The sequence below is a fragment of the Ensifer sp. 4252 genome (genome assembly GCF_050434565.1).
Taxonomy (GTDB): Bacteria; Pseudomonadota; Alphaproteobacteria; order Rhizobiales; family Rhizobiaceae; genus Ensifer.
On the sequence record NZ_JBNDIU010000001.1, the window covers coordinates 944059 to 960581 of the forward strand.

Consider the following 16523-nt stretch of genomic DNA (forward strand, 5'->3'; position numbering starts at 1 on the left):
AGTGCCAGCGCAGGTTGGTAAGAGCTATTCCGGCCGTTCGCAGACTGCCGACAGCTTGTTGCCGTCGAGATCACGCACCCAGGCGCCATAGAAATGGGCGTGGAATGGGCGCAGGCCCGGCGCTCCCTCGTCGATGCCGCCCTGGGCAAGGGCTGCCGCGTGGAAAGCATCGACAGCTGCCCGTGTTTCGGCAACGAGCGCGATCGTCGCCCCGTTGCCGAAGGTCGCCGGCTTGCCGTTGAAGGGTGTCACCACCCAGAACCGGCACCTGATATCACCATCGGCACTGTAGCCGATTTCGGTCTCGTCCTGCCGCTGGCGACGGTATCCGAGCGTCGCCAGCACCGGGTCGTAAAACGCGCCCGCGCCGTCAAGATCGTTGGTACCGACCGTCACATAAAGCAGCATGGCTTAATCCGCCGCCTCGTCTTCCGCCGGTTCGTCGGTGTCGGTGGCGCGGCGTCCCTTGAAGCCCTTGGCGAGCAGGAACATTTCCACCGATTCGGCGCGCGAGGAGGCGGGCTTGATGTGAATGACCTGGCGGAAGTTCTGCTTGAGCATGTTGAGCAGATCGCGCTCGGTGCCGCCCTGGAAGGTTTTTGCGAGGAAATGCCCGCCCTCGGCGAGAACGTCGACGGCAAAATGGGCCGCGACTTCGCAGAGATGCATGGTGCGGAAATGGTCCGTCTGTCGGTGCCCCGTCGTCGGCGCCGCCATGTCGGAGATGACCAGATCCGGCGTGCCGCCGATCGCTTCCATCAGCTTTTCGGGTGCCTGCGGATCGAGGAAATCCATCTGCAGGATGCGAACGCCCGGCAGCGGATCCATTTCCAGGAAGTCGATCGCCGCAACACGCGGATCGGTATCCGTCGAGTTGGTCACCTTGGCGGCGATCTGCGACCAGCTGCCGGGCGCTGCACCGAGGTCGATGATGCGACGGGCGCCATTGAGGATCTTGTGCTTCTCGTCGATCTCCAGCAGCTTGAAGGCGGCACGCGCCCGGTAGCCTTCGAGCTGGGCCCGCTGGACATAGGGATCGTTGATATGGCGCTCGATCCAGCGACGGGACGAAGCCTTGAGCTTGCCCTTCTTGACCTTCTGGCCAAGCTTTCGGCCGCTGCGGTTGCCGCCAACAGGAGGTTTCGTCATGCCTTGTTTCCTTCGTGGCGGCTACTGCCGCACATTCCTTCGGGCGCGCTAGCGCTGCCGCATCTGCAGATGTTATCGCACAATTGCCTAAATCGGTTTCCGATTGAAGGAATTATGTGGTTGAGCTGCGCTGGTGCCGGCGTGGCCGAGAGCGCCGCCAGGCGCCGTCGTCCGCCATCATGTCGGTGAGCAGACCTTCGCGAAGCCCTCGATCGGCGACCCGCATGCGCGTCGACGGCCAGCGGCGACGGATCGCTTCGAGGATCGCGCAACCTGCCAAAACCAGATCGGCGCGATCAGGGCCGATGCAGGGGTTTGCCGCCCGTGCGTCAAAATCCCATGAAAGCAGCCGCGCCTGCATGGCGGAAACTTCGTCGTCGGAAAGCCAGAGCCCGTCGACGCGGCGGCGATCATAGCGCGGCAGATCCAGGTGGACGCCGGCAAGCGTGGTCACCGTGCCGGACGTGCCGATCAGGTGGAAGCCGCTGCCGGCAATGCCCGTTGCCAGCGCCTCGACCGGCGGGCTGTCAAAACGCGACAGCATGCCCTCGACTTCCTGAACCATGGCTTCGAAGCTTGCGGGAGTGACATGCTCGCCACCATGGCGCTCGGAAAGGGTCACGACGCCGACCGGCAGCGAGGTCCAGTGAGTGATGTGATTGGCAAGCCGGTTGGATCTGTTGTCGCCGATGCGGATGACAGCGATCTCCGAGGAGCCGCCGCCGATATCGAACAGCACGACCGACCTCGTTTCGCGATCGACCAGCGACGAGCAGCCCGACACGGCAAGCCGCGCCTCGGTCTCGCGGTTGATGATCTCGAGCTCAAGCCCCGTTTCCTTGGCCACGCGCTCAAGGAAGGTCTCACCGTTTTCGGCGGCGCGGGCAGCTTCGGTGGCGATCAGCCGGCGGCGGCGAATCAAACGTCCACCCAGCTTGGTGGCGCAGACCTTTAGCGCCTCGACGGCGCGGTCCATCGCGTCGTCGGACAACCGGCCGCTGGCACCCAGCCCCTCGCCGAGCCTGACGATGCGCGAGAAGGCGTCGACAACCCGGAATTGGCCGGGGCGGGTCGGCTGCGCGATCAGCAGGCGGCAATTGTTGGTGCCGAGATCCAATGCCGCATAAAGCGGCGCCGGCGGCTCGCTGGCGGCGAGGAAGGGTGCACGCGGGTGGTCGGCGCGCGGGCCAGCCTGACCGCCGGGCTGAGGCGCCCCGGGCCTCGACGCGGTTGCACCGTCGTTGGCGCGCGATTGCGTCTGCTGCCGCTCGCCCGAGGTGAGTGGCCGTCCCTGAATGCCGCGGCGATGCCGCACCTTCTTGTTATGCTTGTGCCCCTTCCTGTCGCCCATGGCCGGGTCGACAAGCTGCACGTCGCGACCACCCGCGGATACGGGTGCGGCCTGAGCCTGCTGTTTTGCGGATTTCGAACGACGACGCCGTTTGCGCTTGCGCGCCGGTTCCGCATCGTCTGGTCCTGCGGGACGCCCTGCCACACCGGCACCGCCGGGTTGGCTGGCAATTGCAGACGGCAAAGCAGACGACTTGCGCCGTTTCCGCTTGCCCTTGCCGTTGCGCGGACCCATCTTGTGTCCATCGCTATGGCCTGCTGCCGACGCCCCGGATTCGGACGGCTTTTCGCCGTGATCGGGGTCTTTCACTTGTCTCAACCATCGCGCCGCGCAAAGCCTTTCGGCCGCTCAAGGCGCTTTCTCGATTTTTCGTTGGGGCGACTGTACCAGTGCCGCCCCCATTCGCCAAACTTTTTTTGAGAAACGGCTTGTGCACAACAAAGGGGCCGCGCACCCCTCCCCTGCCCAACGCCCGCAGACAGAACCGGTTGCGGGTTCACCGGCCTGCTCACATCGCCGCCGGAGGAGATCATCGTCACCGCATCTGCGATTTTTTTTTCAAAAGGTATTTGCATCGGCCGCCGATTTGTTTATAAGCCCGCCAACCAACCCGACGGGCTTCGCCCCGACGGCGGCTTTGGGGAATAGGTTAACGGTAGACCCACGGACTCTGACTCCGTTAGTCCTGGTTCGAATCCAGGTTCCCCAGCCAAATTTCTTTTTTCACAAACAAATTCAGTCGCATGGCCGCTTCGACGACTGTAGCGCTCACACGCTTGGTCGCCTCTTTCGAGCGATTCTGGCTCGGTCGAGGCGCCGTACCTTATGCGCAGCAATCAAATACGCCTTTAGATTGCATTAACGATGTCTACTTACTCTTTGGTAGGGTTTCCAAAGGGGTGGGCAGATGTTTCGGACAAGCGGTTTTCTTGTTTTTCTTTTGTCGAGTGCACCTCTCTTGTCGAGTGCACCGCTTGCAGCGGCCGCCGATATCGACGGGCCACTGATCGGGGCAGACGACTATTATGAAGCGCCGGTCGAACAGTCATCGCTGGGCGTGACGGGATATATCGAAGGGGCCTATGGAAGCGTCATCGACTCACCCGGTGATATCGATGCCGACGCCTGGGCGCTGCGCGGGGCCGTCAACTTCGATGCGGGTGGCGGCTTCAATCTCCAGACTGATCTCGGCTACGCCCGCGCCTCGATCGAGAATGCGAACACGAATACGTATAACGGCGCCTTGCATGGTTATTACCGGGACAACCTCTATGCGGCAGGTGTGTTCGTGCAAGCGGCGCGTCTCGATGCAGGCTTCGACAGCCACATCAACGATTATATGGGCGGCATCGAGGGCGCCTATTTCCAGGACACATGGACCATCCACGGTGCAGCCGGCTACGGCCAGGCGAGATGGGAAGGGTTCCACGCAGACCATTACATGGCCGCGCTCGGCGCCCGCGTCTACGCGACCGACAATGTGCGCTTCGATCTCGACGGCGCGCTCGACCGCATTACCGACAGCGGCATCGACTACGATATCCGCAGCCTGAAGCTGACGGCCAACTATCGCCCGGAATCCTTCCCGGTCACATTATTCGGCGGCTACAAATACGCCGACGAGGAGGTTTCCGGTTTCGGCTCGTCGGTGTCAGGCGACAGCAGCACGATCTTCGGCGGCCTGCGATTCTCCTACGGCTCGAACAGCATCAAGGACGAAGAGCGTTTTGGACCGACCTGGTCCAACAACAGCCGGTCGTTTTGATCGCAAGACGTGTGGGCACATGGTCGCCGCATCGTTGTGCGCCGACAGATCGGATGCCGAACATCACCGCGACTTTCCACGGACACCGGTGCGGTCGCGCTGAATGTCTACGACGCGTGGCCTGCCCGCAGACATGCGGCGATGATCAGGCTAGCAAAGGTCGACATCGCAGATCGTCACGAACGCCGCCGCGGTGGCCCGCCACATCATCTCTTGCGCGCGACGATATAGGGACGGTGGTCGTTGCCCTTGGTTGCGTGGTTTTCCGTGGCAAGCACGTCGAAATCGGCGGTATGGATGATCCGACCCAAGTCCGCCGCCCTGAAGATGCCGGCATAGGGCGCCATCCGGAGCGCGCGCATCGCAGGTAGCAGCGCCAGCCGAATGAGCGGGTTCATGTCCCCGACGCAGGGCGTCTTGGAAATGAACAGACCTTGCGGCACCAGCAGGGCGTGAATGTGGCCCAGCGTGCCCGCCAAGTCGCGGACGAGATGGAGATAGTTGAACCCCATGATGACGTCGAACTGCGTTTCTTCGGGCGTCAGCGCCTCGGCGGTTGCGACCCGGAAGGTTAGCTCCGGGATAGGGTCGGCGGCGCGTTTTTCTTCGGCAACCGCGATCATTCCGGTAGAAATATCCGTCGCAAGATAGCTGTGCGCATGGCTCGCGAGCCGGAGCGCCGTTGTTCCTGTTCCGCAGCCAAGCTCCAGAGCCCGGTCGCTTGACCTCAACAGAGCACGGGTTCGCTCCAGCGTGCGCTCATATCCGGCCCGATCGGCAATCTTGCCCATGGCGTATTTCCGCGAACTCCGGTTCCAGAAGCGGGCGTCTGCCTCCGTGCTCATGGTGAGTTTTTGCCTTTCCAATGCGGGCGCCGGGCCGATGTGCCAAGAATTGCCCCATCGACCATGCGAGGATCAAGGTCGGGTGAAGCGGACGTGTAGATTTGAATGAGACCGCCGACACCTTGTCAACGCCGCTTGCAACTGCCACGCTAGTCCCTGCGTGATTCATGGTTACACACGGGAGGGCACATGGCTCATAAGTTCGAGATCTACAAAGATAAGGCCGGCGAATATCGGGTTCGCTTCAAATACAACAGCGAAGTGATGTTTTCGACCGAAGGCTATTCGAGCAAGGCAAGCGCTCAGAACGCCATCGATTCGATCAAGAAAAACGGACCGAACGCCCCTGTTGAAGACAACAGCCAGGCTTGACTAAATTCACATGAGAGGCCCGCCGATGAGGATCGGCGGGCCTTTTCCTTGAAGGTGGGGCACCTTGCCAAGCGCGCAATCTGGGCAGTTGTTTCCGGCTGAATGAGCCGCGGCTACGGCGAGCCTAAATCAGACCACGGCTGGCGAGATTGCGCATCAGCGCGGCCATGCCGAACGTCCAGGGCGGGCAATCCGTCGACAGGCGCACCACGTTGGTCAGACTACCGAGTTCAGCATTTGAAATCGTCACCACATCGCCAATCTTGTGGGTGAAGCCCTGCCCCTTCTGGTCGCGGTCTTCGACCGGGGCAAACAATGTGCCCATGAACAGCATCAGCCCGTCGGGATATTGATGGTGTGGCCCGATCGTCTGGGCGACGAGGTCAAGCGGGTTGCGACTGATCTCCGCCATGCTGCTCGTTCCCTTCAGGCGGTAGCCATCGGCGCCCTCGACCAGCAACTCGAGTTCGGCCCTGCGCACATGGTCGATCGTGTAGGTCTCATCGAACAGGCGGATGAAGGGACCGATCGCACAGGAGGCATTGTTGTCCTTCGCCTTGCCGAGAAGCAGAGCGGACCGGCCCTCGACGTCGCGCAGGTTGACGTCGTTGCCGAGTGTCGCTCCCTTGACGGCGCCGTCAGAGGCAACGGCCAGCACGATTTCCGGTTCCGGATTGTTCCAGCGCGAGATGGGATGAAGGCCGACATCGGCGCCCCAACCAACCGAGGACAACACCTGCGCCTTGGTGAAAACTTCCGCGTCCGGGCCGATTCCGACCTCGAGATATTGCGACCAGACACCCTCCTCGATCAGCGCGGCCTTGACGCGGGCAGCCTCCGGCGAACCGGCCTTCAGGTTTCGCAGGCTGTCGCCGATCACGGCAGTGACGCGCGCGCGGATCGCCTCGGCTCGGGCGGCATCGCCGGCCGCCCTCTCTTCGATGACGCGTTCGATCATCGAACGCGCAAAGGTGACGCCACAGGCCTTCACGGCCTGAAGGTCACAGGGCGCAAGCAGGCGAACGGTCGACCTCTTACGCTCTCCGGTGAGCACGTCCGTCACCGACGCGAGCCGTTCGCCAACCAGTTGATGGATATGGGCGACGGGGTCGGGAAGCTCCAACAGGTCGCGCATGGTGGGCGCCAGTTTCGAGGTGATGTCGACAATCGCGCCATCCCTGACGGTCACGAGCGCCGGTCCATCGATATCAGGTCGCCAGACGCGCCCGACAAAGGTTCCGCTTCCGTATGCCTCAAGCGTCATGATCGCTCCCTCAGAGAGACGACTTTCTTGCAGCGAAAACAGCGGGCTGTAAAGCGCACTCGATCATGGCCGGTTGTACCCGATGGAACATTGCAAGTTTTCGCGCGTTTTCTGTTGCAGAGCGCGTCCAGTCGAGCATGCGAGGTTCGCAACGTTAGTCTGCAACCGCACAACCCGGCCCACTGCCATTGCCGAGGCCGTTCCGGCCAGCAAGCCTCTAGGCCGGAGGACGCCCAGAAAGGATGTGAACGCGATGAATCAACGTGAAGAGTTTAAGGAAAAGCCGCTCATCGACCCGGTGACAGGTCAGCCGACGCCCATGCCGACAGATCCGGCGCCGGTCCGTTCGGGGCGCAGTAGCTGGCCGCTCGTCATCATCCTGCTTGCCGGCCTCGTGCTCGCGCTGATCGCCTGGCTCCCAGCAGAACTGACGCGGGATTCGGCCGAGACGGCAAAGCCACCGGCCACGACCGACCAGTCGACAACCGGCCAGACGGCGACACCGCCGGCAACGGATACGACCACCGCTCCCTCAGGCGGAACGATGACCGCCCCGGAAACGACGCCGCAGCAGGGCACGACCCCGCCGGCGACGAACGGAACGACGCAGCCGGCACCGGCGCAGTAACGGCTCTGTCCTCATGCTTGCCTTTGCCGGAAGTAACCCTTCCGGCAAAGGCCTCGCCTTGCGTCCTTCGCGATGACATCAAGCGGTCCGCGACAGCCTCCGAGAGACGCCAGGAGCAAATGCGGCCAAACGCTACCTGAAGAACAGGCTGGTTGAACCGACGCCCTCAAGGCGGCGTCGACGCCAACATCACCCTTGAGCCCTCTGCGTCGACGCCGCTTTGACCACCGCATCCCACCCCGCAGCACAACAGTCGGCAATCGCCATCAAGGTCTGGCGCGATGCACCGTCGCGCGCATGGATCGACATTCCGTGCTGGATCGACGTGACGTAGGCGGCAATCGCGTCGCAGTCAGTTCCCGCGGGAAGATCGCCTTCCATCACCCCTCGCTCCAGACGGTGCTGCAATGCCGTCTGCTTTTCCAGCCGTCGGGCTTTCAGGCCATCGCACACCGCCGCGTCGCCCCCCTCCATCTGCGGGGCCGAGAGCACGACCATGCAGCCGCGTGGCTCGGCCCCTTGGGTGAAATTCTCGGCCGACCGACGCAATAGGTCGTGCACCGCCTCCCTTGCCGTCGGCGCGCTGTCGAGAAATTCCCAAATGCCGGCGCCATCGGTCCTGCCATAAAGGTCAACGGCCTCCAGGAAAAGCTTCGCCTTGCTGCCGAAGGCGGCGTAGAGGCTCGGCGGATTGAGCCCCATCACCCGCGTCAGATCGGCAAGCGAAGTGTTGTCGAACCCCCTGTCCCAGAAGATTTCCATCGCGCTACTCAGCGCTTCCTCGCGTGAGAAATTGCGCGGCCGGCCACGGCTGGACATCGCATGAACTCCTTTTTTGTATCGATCAATACATAAATGACTTGACAGCGCGAGGCAAGTCGCCACGTATATATGTATCGATCACTACACATATGGAGCGTGAGCGTGTCGAATCTGAGAAACAAGGTAGCGTTGGTGACAGGCGGCGGACGCGGCATTGGTGCGGCGATTGCCAGGCGGCTGGCAAGTGAGGGCGCCATAGTCACCATCACCTACGGTCAGTCACAGGCTAAAGCCGATGCGCTGGTTACCGAAATCGAGCGGGCGGGCGGCCAGGCGCTCGCCGTTCGCGCCGACAATCGGGATGCCAGCGCGGTGGAGGCCGCCGTCAAGACGGTCGTCGAGCGGCACGGCCGCATCGACATTCTCGTCAACAACGCCGGTATTTATGAAGCAGCCGCCATTACGGACGTGACCGCGGAGGATTTCGACCGCACGGTCGACATCAATGTGAAGGCGGTGGTGCTGGCCACAAGCGCTGCGGCAAGACATATGCCGGAAGGTGGGCGCATCGTTTCGATCGGCAGCAATCTGGCGCAGCGCGTTCCCTTTCAGGACATCAGCCTCTATGCGCTCAGCAAGTCGGCGCTCGTCGGCTTCACCAAGGCGGTCGCGCGCGACCTGGGGCCGAAGAGCATCACCGTCAACATCGTCCATCCGGGCTCGACCAATACCGACATGAACCCGCAGGACGGCGAGCATGCGGATCCGCAACGCGGCCTGATGGCGATCCCGCGGTTCAACGATGCCAGCGAAGTGGCGAGCCTCGTCGCCTGGCTTGCCGGGCCCGAGGCGCAGGGCGTGACCGGCACCGAATTCACCATCGACGGCGGCACCAACGCCTAGAGCATCGACAGGAAAAGTGCGAGGCGGTTTTCCGTCAGGAAATGCGTAAAAACAAAGAGATAGAGCGTTTCCGTGCCCCGCGCCTGAACCGGAAACGCTCTAGCCGGCGACCAAATACAGAAGAGGCCGGAAGCGATGCTGCCGGCCTCTTTGGCGATCGGATAAACGATCAGGAGAAGAAGCGCTCCGGACGATAAGGGGCAATGTCGATCACCGTCTTCTCGCCGGTCATGGCTTCGGCCAGCGCCCGGCCGGTGACGGGCCCGAGCGTCATACCATGATGGGCATGACCGAAGGCGAACCACAGGCCCTGGTGACGCGGGGCCTTACCAATGATCGGCATCATATCAGGCGTGCAGGGGCGAGCGCCCATCCACGGTTCTTCGTCGCGGCGTTCGGCCAGCGGGAAGAACTCGCGCGCCACACGCTCGGCGCGGGTCAGCTGCACCGGCGTCTTCGGCGCGTCGCGCCAGGCAAATTCCGCGCCCGTCGTCAGGCGGATGCCGCGCAGCATCGGCGCCAGGAAATAGCCCTTCTCGGCATCCAGCACCCAGTTGTTGAGCTGGGCGCCTTCCTGCATGCCGTAATGCATGTGGTAGCCGCGCTTGACGGCAAGCGGGAAGTGGTAGCCGAGCTTGCGCGTCACGGTATCGGCCCAGGGCCCAAGCGCGACGACGACCTCATGCGCCTCGAGCGGGCCTTCGGGCGTCGCCACCCGCCAGCCCGGACCTTCGAGGATGTGTTCCACCGTTGCCGCATCCCCGGAAACCAGCCGGCCGCCAAGCGAATGGAAATAGGTGAGATAGGCCTTGTTGAGGCTGTGCGGATCGCGGATCGACCAGGGATCGCTCCAGCGCAGGCCGCCGACGAGATCGGCCCTGATCGAAGGCTCAATCGTCTTCAACTCGCTGGTCGAGAGCTTCTGGTGATTGACGCCGAAACCGGTCGACAGTTTCTCTGCATCCTTGTAGGCGGCGTCGCGCTCCTTCTCGGTGCGGAAGACCTTCATCCAGCCGTCCTTGCGGATCAGGTCGCCCGCGCCGGAGGCATTGATGAGATCCTCATGCTCGGCAATCGAGTTTTCGATCAGCGGCGCATACATGTGGGCGATGCGCTGGTGCTGGGTGAAACCCGAATGCCACCAGTAGCGCGCCAGGAACGGCACAAGTCCCGGCAGGGCGCGAACATGGTAGTGCGCGTCGATGGTATTGTTCAGCGCGTAGCGGAACAGTGCCCCGAAATCATGCGGGAAACCGTAAGGAAACACGCCTTCGCGCTGGATCAGACCAGCATTGCCGTAGGACGTCTCTTCGCCTGCGCCGCGACGATCGAGCAGCACCACCGACTTGCCACGCCGCGCCAGATGGATGGCGGTCGATATGCCGACGATGCCGGCGCCGAGAACCACTACGTCAGTCTTCATGTGCAGGTGCCCCGCTACTCGATCGGACCATCAGCAGCGATGCACGCCGCTCGGTCCACGCTACTTCTTTTTCAGCCCATTCATGATCTGCTCGAGGTAACCGAGCAGAACCGCCGACACCACGAAAGCAAGATGCATGATCGTCGCCCACATCAGCTGCTGGCTGGTATATTGCAGGGTGTTGAGGAAGATCTGCAGAAGGTGGATCGACGAGATCGCGACGATCGACGATGCGACCTTGATCTTCAGGCTGCCGGCATCCAGCTTGCCAAGGAAGGAAACCTCGGCATCAGCCTCGTCGAAGCGGCTGACGAAGTTCTCGTATCCGGAGATCATCACCATGACGATCAGGCTCGCCACCAGGGCGGCGTCGATCAGTCCGAGCATCGACAGGATCATCTGGGCATCGTCGTAGACGAAGACCATGCTGGCGATCTTCAGGAACTTGTACATGAACGAAACGCCGTAGAGCGCCAGCGCTGCAACTAGTCCGAGATAGAAAATGACCAGCAGCCAGCGACTGGACAGGATGATCCGTTCTACGAGGAGCTCCAGCGATTTCATGTGTTCCGCATTCCTTTGGTGCGCGTCAGATCCGTTTTGGCATGAATAGCCAAGCACACCTGGGAGGGCAAGGGATGTAACCGGAGCATCGCGACATGCGAAAGGGACGAAGTCTTTCGACGTTCGTCCCTTGTTGATTTCATCAAGCGGATCAGCGCCTGGATCAGGTTCTGCGCATCAGCCCCGCAACCAGCGAGATCACCAGGAAGGCGAGGAACAGGAAGAACAGGATCTGCGCAATACCTGCTGAAGCACCAGCAATACCGCCAAAACCAAGTACACCAGCGATGATTGCCACTACCAGAAAGACGAGTGCGTAGTAAAGCATAGGATATCTCCTTGTATGCGTCGCTGGAAATGAAACGTCATAACTGCCTATTTTGTTCCAACCCAGCCCAAAGCATGAAGGAAAGGATCGAAACTTCCTGTTAACCACGATCGTCAAAACAGTCTCGATTTGGCACGGCCGAGACGAAATTCGCCAGGAACCTTCCTGATAGTCCTACGTTGTTCCCTCAAGGAATGAAGCAGGTTCGACATGAAGATGCCAATGTCACACATTTGGAAGTCCGCAGCTGAAACCGCGCGCCGAAAAACCGAACTGCCGGACAGCAATCTTCACATCGGTCGAACGATGCGTGATCTCTACGCACACAACACAGACAAGCCGAGCCAGAACTTAAACAATCTTCTCGAAAAACTGAAAAAGACCGAGCCGAAACCGAAGAGGTAGTTGTGCAGTGCCGCTCTTTCGCTAAGGGGTCAAAAACCAGAAGCAAACCCCGCGACGGTTGATCACTACAGCAACGTTTGCTTTGGGCCTTCGGCTCGGTCAGGTTCGCTTATCAGTGGCGGGAAGCCCACTCGTCGATCTGGCGCTCGGCTTCGTCGCGGGCGATACCGTAGCGGGCCTGGATACGGCCGGCCAGTTCCTTGCGCCGCCCGTCGATGATATCGAGATCGTCATTGGTCAGCTTGCCCCATTCGGCCTGAGCCTTGCCCTTCAACTCCGCCCATTTGCCCTGGATGATGTCCCAGTTCATGTTTTCATCCTTTCACACAGCAAGAAAATAGGCGCGACGTTGGTCGCCGCGCCTCGCAGTGACAGGTTCAGTTGCGGAATTTCGGCTTTTCGTCCGCGCGCGCAGCAATGGCGTAGGCATAGGCACCCTCGTCAGCAATCACCTTGACTTCGAGCTGGCGTGACGGCGTGATCCGCCACTCGATCGTCGCGTCCTCTACGAAAAGGGCCGGATCCACTTCGGCACATTTGCCGTAGGCGCTCTTGAACGCCTTGCCGACCTCCTCGATCGACGGCGAAAGCAATTCATGACATTCCTCGACTGTCTCGAAACCGACGACCGGTGTCGGGACTTCACGGCAAGCGGCGTCGCCCTGCATGCAACCGACGAGGACCATGATGGCAGCGATATGTTCCATCCGCATGCTCCTTCCATCAAAAACTTCAACAGCAAACGGTTATGAACGGCGCGAAGTTCCATCGGGCCGACTCAAATTTCGTTCGATGCCTTCGCTGGAGCGAGCACTCGACACGGTATTTCATGCCCAGTGGGATGGTTGCGGCTGACGAAACAGGGTCACAGGCGCGCGTGAGAGCAATTGCCGCTGGCCACCCGTCAAAACCCGGGATCGGTGACAGATTCCGGGAAGAATTTGCCCAATGGAACAAATCGGCGTGATCGTCGTTTCCACAGCAATAACAAGCGCCGCACCCGTGGCGATACCACAAGGGAGACATTGATGAGCGGTGCAGATCCGCCCGTTGCGAGCAATCCAAAGGTGGTTAAGATAAGCGCCAAGCCCGGTTCAGGGCTGGCGCCGGCAAGAGGTGTTCCCTTTTGCGAACGGCCTCATTGTCGTCATTCTGTTCGTCCTCAGTCCCCCGCAACCGGTCTCGGTCGAATGCATCCTTCAATGTTCAACGAAGCAAACCTCGGATAGGAACGCGTCATGAAGAAGATACTTATCGTAGCAAGCCTGATCCTCCCCTTGGCGGCATGCACGCAAACGGAGAAGGGCGCGGCGATCGGCGCGACCGGCGGCGCAATCATCGGCGGTGCAGCCACGGGCAATGTCAGAGGCGCTGCAGTTGGCGCAGCCGTCGGCGGTGTCGCCGGCGCGCTCATCGGCAATGCCAATGAACCGGGACGTTGCATCTATCGCGACCGCTACGGCCGCCGCTACGAGGCTGCTTGCTAAGACGAAAGGCAGAGAGATCCAGGGAAACGGGCTTCGGCCCGTTTCTCATGCCTTGGGCCTACAGCTCGGGGCGAACCTTTTCGTCGGCAGGGCTCAGCGCCTCGGCGTCATCCAGTTTTTGCAGAAGATCGATGAAAAGGTCGGGCACCGGCTCCTGTTCGATCGCGCGGTAGAGCGCTTTCAGCTTCGAGCCGATCAAGCCGTTCGGATCTGAGCCTCTCGCAGCCTTCGCCGTTTCTTCTAGCCCTACGCCACGCTCGTCCACAGGATGCTCCATCCCCACAATCCCCAAGCCAGACGGCGCTCGAACCACCTTGAGCACGCGTCGCTGTTGCCTGCTTCCCATAGGCCGAAAAACGTGTTCAAAACATTCACGTCTTTCGCAGGATGCTCATTGTCCTCAGAAAACAAGCGAATCAGATCAGACCCAAGGAAGTACTTGATGTCACTTTCGACCCGTATTGCACCACACCTTCCCTTTCTCCGCCGTTACTCCCGCGCCGTGACTGGCTCGCAGGCTGCCGGCGACGGTTATGTGGCTGCGGTTCTGGAAGCTTTGATCGAGGATATCAGCCTTTTTCCGGAGGGTTCCAACGACCGGATCTCCCTCTACAAGCTGTTCTGCTCGCTGTTCGAGAAGGTCTCCATCGACCGGACGGAGAACGTCTCTCCATTCGCCTGGGAACAGCAGGCTGCCGCCAATCTTTCGCTGATCGCGCCCGCGGCACGGCAGGCTTTTCTGCTCGTTTCGGTCGAAGGTTTCTCGATTGCCGATGCCGCCGAGATCATGGGGCAGAGCCAGGCGGCGTTTTCCAAGCTGCTGACGGTGGCTTCGGAAGATATTTCGCGCCAGGTGGCAACCGAAGTCCTGATCATCGAGGATGAGCCGCTGATCGCACTCGATATCGAAGATATGGTGACGAGCCTCGGCCATCGCGTGACCGGCATTGCCCGCACGCATAAGGAAGCGCTGGATCTTTACCGCAAGACGGCGCCGAAGATGGTTCTCGCCGACATACAACTGGCCGACGGCAGTTCCGGCATCGACGCTGTCAACGAGATCCTGAAGGATGCGGCGGTACCGGTGATCTTCATCACCGCCTTCCCCGAGAGGCTGCTGACAGGCAAGCGGCCCGAGCCCGCCTTCCTCGTGACCAAGCCATTCAACCCGGATATGGTCAAGGCGTTGATCAGCCAGGCTCTGTTCTTCGACGAACACGCCCGCTCGACACGCGGGTAACGCTCACGCGCCGCAAGTATCACGCTGGCAGCTGCCGTTCAGGCTGCTGCTCGCGCACCTCCTCGAAGATCGTCATGGCGATCAGCGACAACGGCAACGCCAACATGGCGCCGACCGCGCCCCACATCCATGTCCAGAAGATGATGGCGACGAAGACGAGGAACGGGTTGACCTCGAGCCTGTTGCCCAGGATCGACGGGATCACCAGATTTTCCATGACCAGATGAACGACGAAGAACGCTGCAGCCGGCGCCAGCGCCAGGAGGATGGCTTCGTGCGTCATCAGCCCGCCACCGAGCAGGGCCAGCGTCATCATGGTCACGCCGAGATAGGGTATGAAGCTGGAGACGAAGGCAAGCAGCCCCCAGAGCGGTGGCATGGCCAAGCCGCCGACCAACGCGATGACCATGGTGACGACGCCGAGCGCCAGATAGATCAGGCTGGCAATCGAGAAGTATTGCGCGAGCGCGTTCTCGATCGCGTTCATGGTCCGGATCGTGCTCAGACGCTGCTCTCGGCTGGTGAAGGCGAGGATGATGGTCCTGCGCAGATGCAGGCGCCCGAGCAGGAAAAGCCCGAGTGCAGCAAGGAAAATCAACGTCTGGACCAATGCCGGTGTCAGCCCGCCGACGACAGCTCCAAGAACCGGGCCAGCGTTCTTCATGACAGTGTCGGCAAGTGCGCCGTTGCCGGTTCCCCGCACCAGCGCCTGCCGCAGCCATTCGAAGCGCTCGATGAAGGGCAGCACGCGCTCGACAACCCCCTCCGCCAACTTCGGCGCCTCCTGCGCCAGTTCCGTCAGAGGGCCGAGCAAGGCGCTGACCACCGAGGCAAGGCCAAGGACGAAGAAAAGTGCCAGCAGCAGCCCACCCATGATCGGCGGCAGGCCGAACTTTGCCAGGCTATCGGCTGCACGGCCGAGCACGATGCCGACGACGACCGCGAGCGTGATTGGCATCAAGATCGTTTCCATCGAGTAGACGGCAGCCGAACCGGCGATGACGAAGAGGCCGATGATGCTCCAGGCGACCATCAGATCGATGCCGTCCCGCTTCGGCTCGGCCGGCAGCGCCGCCTCGACGGACGCCTTCTCCTCTTCGGCAATGCGTTTCAGCTTATGGTAAGCTGCCGTGTGGCCGGATGTGTCCAATGCCGTCCCTCGCCTTCTTTTGTAACGCGCTACGCCTTGTCGGGCGGACCCGATCGTTCAGTGTCGTTCGGGCGGAAACACATGCAAGGTGAGAGACAGAAGTCCAAGACCGAGAACAATGACCAGAAGGGTATGCGCCACATCGGTGGCGGTGTCCGGGACGAAACCAAAGCCGATCAGTAGACCTGCAAAAACAAGCACACAGACCCGCGGCAGCCAGTAGAGCATCGACGTCCCTCCCATTTTTTGTGGAACAGGAGGTAAACGTGCGGGCTGTCGAATGGTTCCTGCGTGGTGCCCGAAGGCGGGACCGACACGACAAAAGAAAACGCCGCCGTGCGTGTAGCACGGCGGCGGAAACCTAACGTCGCGCGAAGCCCATTCGGCTTCGCTGGGCGGCTTAAAGCGCGGCGCGATCTCTCAGATTCGATTACTGCACTTTAAGATCTTGTTTTTGCGCATGTCGTTATCGCAAAACCGCTGCGCACTTTTGCGCGACATGCCTTAGGCGGCGGCTGCGACGACGATCACTTCGACGAGGTATTCCGGCGTTGCAAGCTTGGCTTCACCGGTGGCGCGCGCCGGAGTGTGGCCCTGCGGTGCCCAGGCGTCCCAGACCGAGTTCATCTTCGGGAAGTCGGCCATGTCGGCGAGCCAGATGGTGGCCGAGAGGATGCGGGTCTTGTCGGTGCCGGCGAGCGCCAGAAGACGGTCGACTTCGGCAAGCGCCTGCTTCGTCTGGGTCACGACATCGTCACCGGCATTGCCGACCTGGCCAGCGAGGTAGACAGTGTTGTTGTAAACCACGGCCTGGCTCATCCGGGGGCCGGTTTCGAAACGCTTGATTTCCATGATCGTGTTCCTGAAGTTGGGCCGAACGCTGAATG

The 16523-nt window shown here is 61.3% G+C and carries 22 protein-coding genes and 1 tRNA gene; 8 read left to right on the plus strand and 15 right to left on the minus strand.

The genetic code is table 11. The features are described from left to right. Window positions 1-24: 24 nt before the first annotated feature. The 3 genes from ABIE33_RS04645 to ABIE33_RS04655 form a co-directional block, all read right to left on the minus strand. A complete protein-coding gene (locus tag ABIE33_RS04645) occupies window positions 25-408 on the minus strand; it encodes a VOC family protein (RefSeq protein WP_429121971.1) in 384 nt (127 codons plus the stop codon). Between the two features lie 3 nt (window positions 409-411). Continuing rightward, window positions 412-1149, minus strand: a complete 738-nt coding sequence (locus tag ABIE33_RS04650; RefSeq protein WP_429121974.1) for an RlmE family RNA methyltransferase — start codon at window positions 1147-1149, stop codon at window positions 412-414. Window positions 1150-1261: 112 nt separating this feature from the next. Then, window positions 1262-2809 carry a Ppx/GppA phosphatase family protein gene (locus tag ABIE33_RS04655; RefSeq protein WP_429121975.1) on the minus strand — a complete coding sequence of 516 codons (1548 nt, stop codon included), beginning with the start codon at window positions 2807-2809 and terminating at the stop codon, window positions 1262-1264. A 329-nt stretch (window positions 2810-3138) separates the two neighbouring features. Between ABIE33_RS04655 and ABIE33_RS04660 the strand changes: the two genes are divergently transcribed. Together ABIE33_RS04660 and ABIE33_RS04665 are read left to right on the plus strand one after the other, a co-directional pair. After that, window positions 3139-3212: transfer RNA gene (locus tag ABIE33_RS04660), tRNA-Gln, on the plus strand. 246 nt (window positions 3213-3458) lie between these two features. Continuing rightward, the gene (locus ABIE33_RS04665) at window positions 3459-4265 is read left to right on the plus strand and encodes a hypothetical protein (RefSeq protein ID WP_429121978.1); all 807 of its coding nucleotides are present in this window, start codon (window positions 3459-3461) and stop codon (window positions 4263-4265) included. A 206-nt stretch (window positions 4266-4471) separates the two neighbouring features. On the opposite strand, the gene ABIE33_RS04670 is transcribed toward ABIE33_RS04665, so the two are convergent. Beyond that, window positions 4472-5110, minus strand: coding sequence for a class I SAM-dependent methyltransferase (locus ABIE33_RS04670; protein ID WP_429121981.1), 639 nt, complete (start codon window positions 5108-5110; stop codon window positions 4472-4474). Between the two features lie 189 nt (window positions 5111-5299). Between ABIE33_RS04670 and ABIE33_RS04675 the strand changes: the two genes are divergently transcribed. After that, entirely contained in the window at window positions 5300-5482 is a 183-nt protein-coding gene (locus tag ABIE33_RS04675; protein WP_025426020.1) for a YegP family protein, read from the plus strand. Between the two features lie 124 nt (window positions 5483-5606). Here the strand turns inward: ABIE33_RS04675 and ABIE33_RS04680 are convergent, their stop codons facing one another. Continuing rightward, the gene (locus ABIE33_RS04680; RefSeq protein ID WP_429121985.1) at window positions 5607-6746 is read right to left on the minus strand and encodes a fumarylacetoacetate hydrolase family protein; all 1140 of its coding nucleotides are present in this window, start codon (window positions 6744-6746) and stop codon (window positions 5607-5609) included. A 253-nt stretch (window positions 6747-6999) separates the two neighbouring features. Between ABIE33_RS04680 and ABIE33_RS04685 the strand changes: the two genes are divergently transcribed. Beyond that, window positions 7000-7374, plus strand: coding sequence for a hypothetical protein (locus ABIE33_RS04685; RefSeq protein ID WP_429121987.1), 375 nt, complete (start codon window positions 7000-7002; stop codon window positions 7372-7374). Window positions 7375-7563: 189 nt separating this feature from the next. On the opposite strand, the gene ABIE33_RS04690 is transcribed toward ABIE33_RS04685, so the two are convergent. Continuing rightward, window positions 7564-8193, minus strand: coding sequence for a TetR/AcrR family transcriptional regulator (locus tag ABIE33_RS04690; RefSeq protein ID WP_429121990.1), 630 nt, complete (start codon window positions 8191-8193; stop codon window positions 7564-7566). Window positions 8194-8292: 99 nt separating this feature from the next. Here ABIE33_RS04690 and ABIE33_RS04695 point away from each other — a divergent pair, with 99 nt between their 5' ends. Further along, on the plus strand, window positions 8293-9039 hold the full coding sequence (locus ABIE33_RS04695; RefSeq protein ID WP_429121993.1) for an SDR family NAD(P)-dependent oxidoreductase: 747 nt from the start codon (window positions 8293-8295) through the stop codon (window positions 9037-9039). A 169-nt stretch (window positions 9040-9208) separates the two neighbouring features. Here the strand turns inward: ABIE33_RS04695 and ABIE33_RS04700 are convergent, their stop codons facing one another. The 3 genes from ABIE33_RS04700 to ABIE33_RS04710 form a co-directional block, all read right to left on the minus strand. Continuing rightward, window positions 9209-10462, minus strand: coding sequence for an NAD(P)/FAD-dependent oxidoreductase (locus ABIE33_RS04700; protein WP_429121995.1), 1254 nt, complete (start codon window positions 10460-10462; stop codon window positions 9209-9211). Window positions 10463-10522: 60 nt separating this feature from the next. Beyond that, complete coding sequence (locus ABIE33_RS04705) at window positions 10523-11026, minus strand: TIGR00645 family protein (RefSeq protein ID WP_429121997.1); 504 nt, start codon at window positions 11024-11026, stop codon at window positions 10523-10525. Window positions 11027-11189: 163 nt separating this feature from the next. Beyond that, window positions 11190-11354, minus strand: coding sequence for a DUF1328 domain-containing protein (locus tag ABIE33_RS04710; RefSeq protein ID WP_037105882.1), 165 nt, complete (start codon window positions 11352-11354; stop codon window positions 11190-11192). Window positions 11355-11564: 210 nt separating this feature from the next. Between ABIE33_RS04710 and ABIE33_RS04715 the strand changes: the two genes are divergently transcribed. After that, window positions 11565-11759: a hypothetical protein gene (locus ABIE33_RS04715; RefSeq protein WP_429122000.1), complete on the plus strand. Its 195-nt coding sequence runs from the start codon at window positions 11565-11567 to the stop codon at window positions 11757-11759. 112 nt (window positions 11760-11871) lie between these two features. On the opposite strand, the gene ABIE33_RS04720 is transcribed toward ABIE33_RS04715, so the two are convergent. Beyond that, window positions 11872-12069, minus strand: coding sequence for a CsbD family protein (locus ABIE33_RS04720; RefSeq protein WP_429122003.1), 198 nt, complete (start codon window positions 12067-12069; stop codon window positions 11872-11874). A gap of 67 nt (window positions 12070-12136) precedes the next feature. Beyond that, window positions 12137-12466 (minus strand): hypothetical protein, encoded by a 330-nt coding sequence (locus tag ABIE33_RS04725; protein WP_429122006.1) that lies wholly within the window; start codon window positions 12464-12466, stop codon window positions 12137-12139. A gap of 531 nt (window positions 12467-12997) precedes the next feature. On the opposite strand from ABIE33_RS04725, the gene ABIE33_RS04730 reads away from it, so the two are divergent. Beyond that, window positions 12998-13246 (plus strand): glycine zipper domain-containing protein, encoded by a 249-nt coding sequence (locus ABIE33_RS04730; protein ID WP_173419074.1) that lies wholly within the window; start codon window positions 12998-13000, stop codon window positions 13244-13246. A 58-nt stretch (window positions 13247-13304) separates the two neighbouring features. Here ABIE33_RS04730 and ABIE33_RS04735 read toward each other — a convergent pair whose 3' ends face one another. Then, a complete protein-coding gene (locus tag ABIE33_RS04735; protein WP_429122009.1) occupies window positions 13305-13511 on the minus strand; it encodes a NepR family anti-sigma factor in 207 nt (68 codons plus the stop codon). A gap of 177 nt (window positions 13512-13688) precedes the next feature. Between ABIE33_RS04735 and ABIE33_RS04740 the strand changes: the two genes are divergently transcribed. After that, window positions 13689-14486, plus strand: a complete 798-nt coding sequence (locus ABIE33_RS04740) for a response regulator (RefSeq protein WP_429122011.1) — start codon at window positions 13689-13691, stop codon at window positions 14484-14486. A 19-nt stretch (window positions 14487-14505) separates the two neighbouring features. Here ABIE33_RS04740 and ABIE33_RS04745 read toward each other — a convergent pair whose 3' ends face one another. From ABIE33_RS04745 to ABIE33_RS04755, 3 genes are all read right to left on the minus strand, one after another. Then, complete coding sequence (locus ABIE33_RS04745) at window positions 14506-15636, minus strand: AI-2E family transporter (protein ID WP_429122014.1); 1131 nt, start codon at window positions 15634-15636, stop codon at window positions 14506-14508. 57 nt (window positions 15637-15693) lie between these two features. Continuing rightward, the gene (locus tag ABIE33_RS04750) at window positions 15694-15864 is read right to left on the minus strand and encodes a hypothetical protein (protein WP_429122016.1); all 171 of its coding nucleotides are present in this window, start codon (window positions 15862-15864) and stop codon (window positions 15694-15696) included. Window positions 15865-16140: 276 nt separating this feature from the next. Beyond that, window positions 16141-16488: a RidA family protein gene (locus ABIE33_RS04755; protein ID WP_060516475.1), complete on the minus strand. Its 348-nt coding sequence runs from the start codon at window positions 16486-16488 to the stop codon at window positions 16141-16143. Window positions 16489-16523: the final 35 nt, after the last annotated feature.

What these genes read in the sequence shown, in the direction of transcription:
- ABIE33_RS04755 (WP_060516475.1), bottom strand. Translation starts at nt 16,488, where the DNA reads ATGGAAATCAAGCGTTTCGAAACCGGCCCCCGGATGAGCCAGGCCGTG.
- ABIE33_RS04680 (WP_429121985.1), bottom strand. Translation starts at nt 6,746, where the DNA reads ATGACGCTTGAGGCATACGGAAGCGGAACCTTTGTCGGGCGCGTCTGG.
- ABIE33_RS04730 (WP_173419074.1), top strand. Translation starts at nt 12,998, where the DNA reads ATGAAGAAGATACTTATCGTAGCAAGCCTGATCCTCCCCTTGGCGGCA.
- ABIE33_RS04740 (WP_429122011.1), top strand. Translation starts at nt 13,689, where the DNA reads ATGTCACTTTCGACCCGTATTGCACCACACCTTCCCTTTCTCCGCCGT.
- ABIE33_RS04725 (WP_429122006.1), bottom strand. Translation starts at nt 12,466, where the DNA reads ATGGAACATATCGCTGCCATCATGGTCCTCGTCGGTTGCATGCAGGGC.
- ABIE33_RS04700 (WP_429121995.1), bottom strand. Translation starts at nt 10,462, where the DNA reads ATGAAGACTGACGTAGTGGTTCTCGGCGCCGGCATCGTCGGCATATCG.
- ABIE33_RS04705 (WP_429121997.1), bottom strand. Translation starts at nt 11,026, where the DNA reads ATGAAATCGCTGGAGCTCCTCGTAGAACGGATCATCCTGTCCAGTCGC.
- ABIE33_RS04675 (WP_025426020.1), top strand. Translation starts at nt 5,300, where the DNA reads ATGGCTCATAAGTTCGAGATCTACAAAGATAAGGCCGGCGAATATCGG.
- ABIE33_RS04750 (WP_429122016.1), bottom strand. Translation starts at nt 15,864, where the DNA reads ATGCTCTACTGGCTGCCGCGGGTCTGTGTGCTTGTTTTTGCAGGTCTA.
- ABIE33_RS04715 (WP_429122000.1), top strand. Translation starts at nt 11,565, where the DNA reads ATGAAGATGCCAATGTCACACATTTGGAAGTCCGCAGCTGAAACCGCG.
- ABIE33_RS04670 (WP_429121981.1), bottom strand. Translation starts at nt 5,110, where the DNA reads ATGAGCACGGAGGCAGACGCCCGCTTCTGGAACCGGAGTTCGCGGAAA.
- ABIE33_RS04710 (WP_037105882.1), bottom strand. Translation starts at nt 11,354, where the DNA reads ATGCTTTACTACGCACTCGTCTTTCTGGTAGTGGCAATCATCGCTGGT.
- ABIE33_RS04685 (WP_429121987.1), top strand. Translation starts at nt 7,000, where the DNA reads ATGAATCAACGTGAAGAGTTTAAGGAAAAGCCGCTCATCGACCCGGTG.
- ABIE33_RS04690 (WP_429121990.1), bottom strand. Translation starts at nt 8,193, where the DNA reads ATGTCCAGCCGTGGCCGGCCGCGCAATTTCTCACGCGAGGAAGCGCTG.
- ABIE33_RS04650 (WP_429121974.1), bottom strand. Translation starts at nt 1,149, where the DNA reads ATGACGAAACCTCCTGTTGGCGGCAACCGCAGCGGCCGAAAGCTTGGC.
- ABIE33_RS04720 (WP_429122003.1), bottom strand. Translation starts at nt 12,069, where the DNA reads ATGAACTGGGACATCATCCAGGGCAAATGGGCGGAGTTGAAGGGCAAG.
- ABIE33_RS04645 (WP_429121971.1), bottom strand. Translation starts at nt 408, where the DNA reads ATGCTGCTTTATGTGACGGTCGGTACCAACGATCTTGACGGCGCGGGC.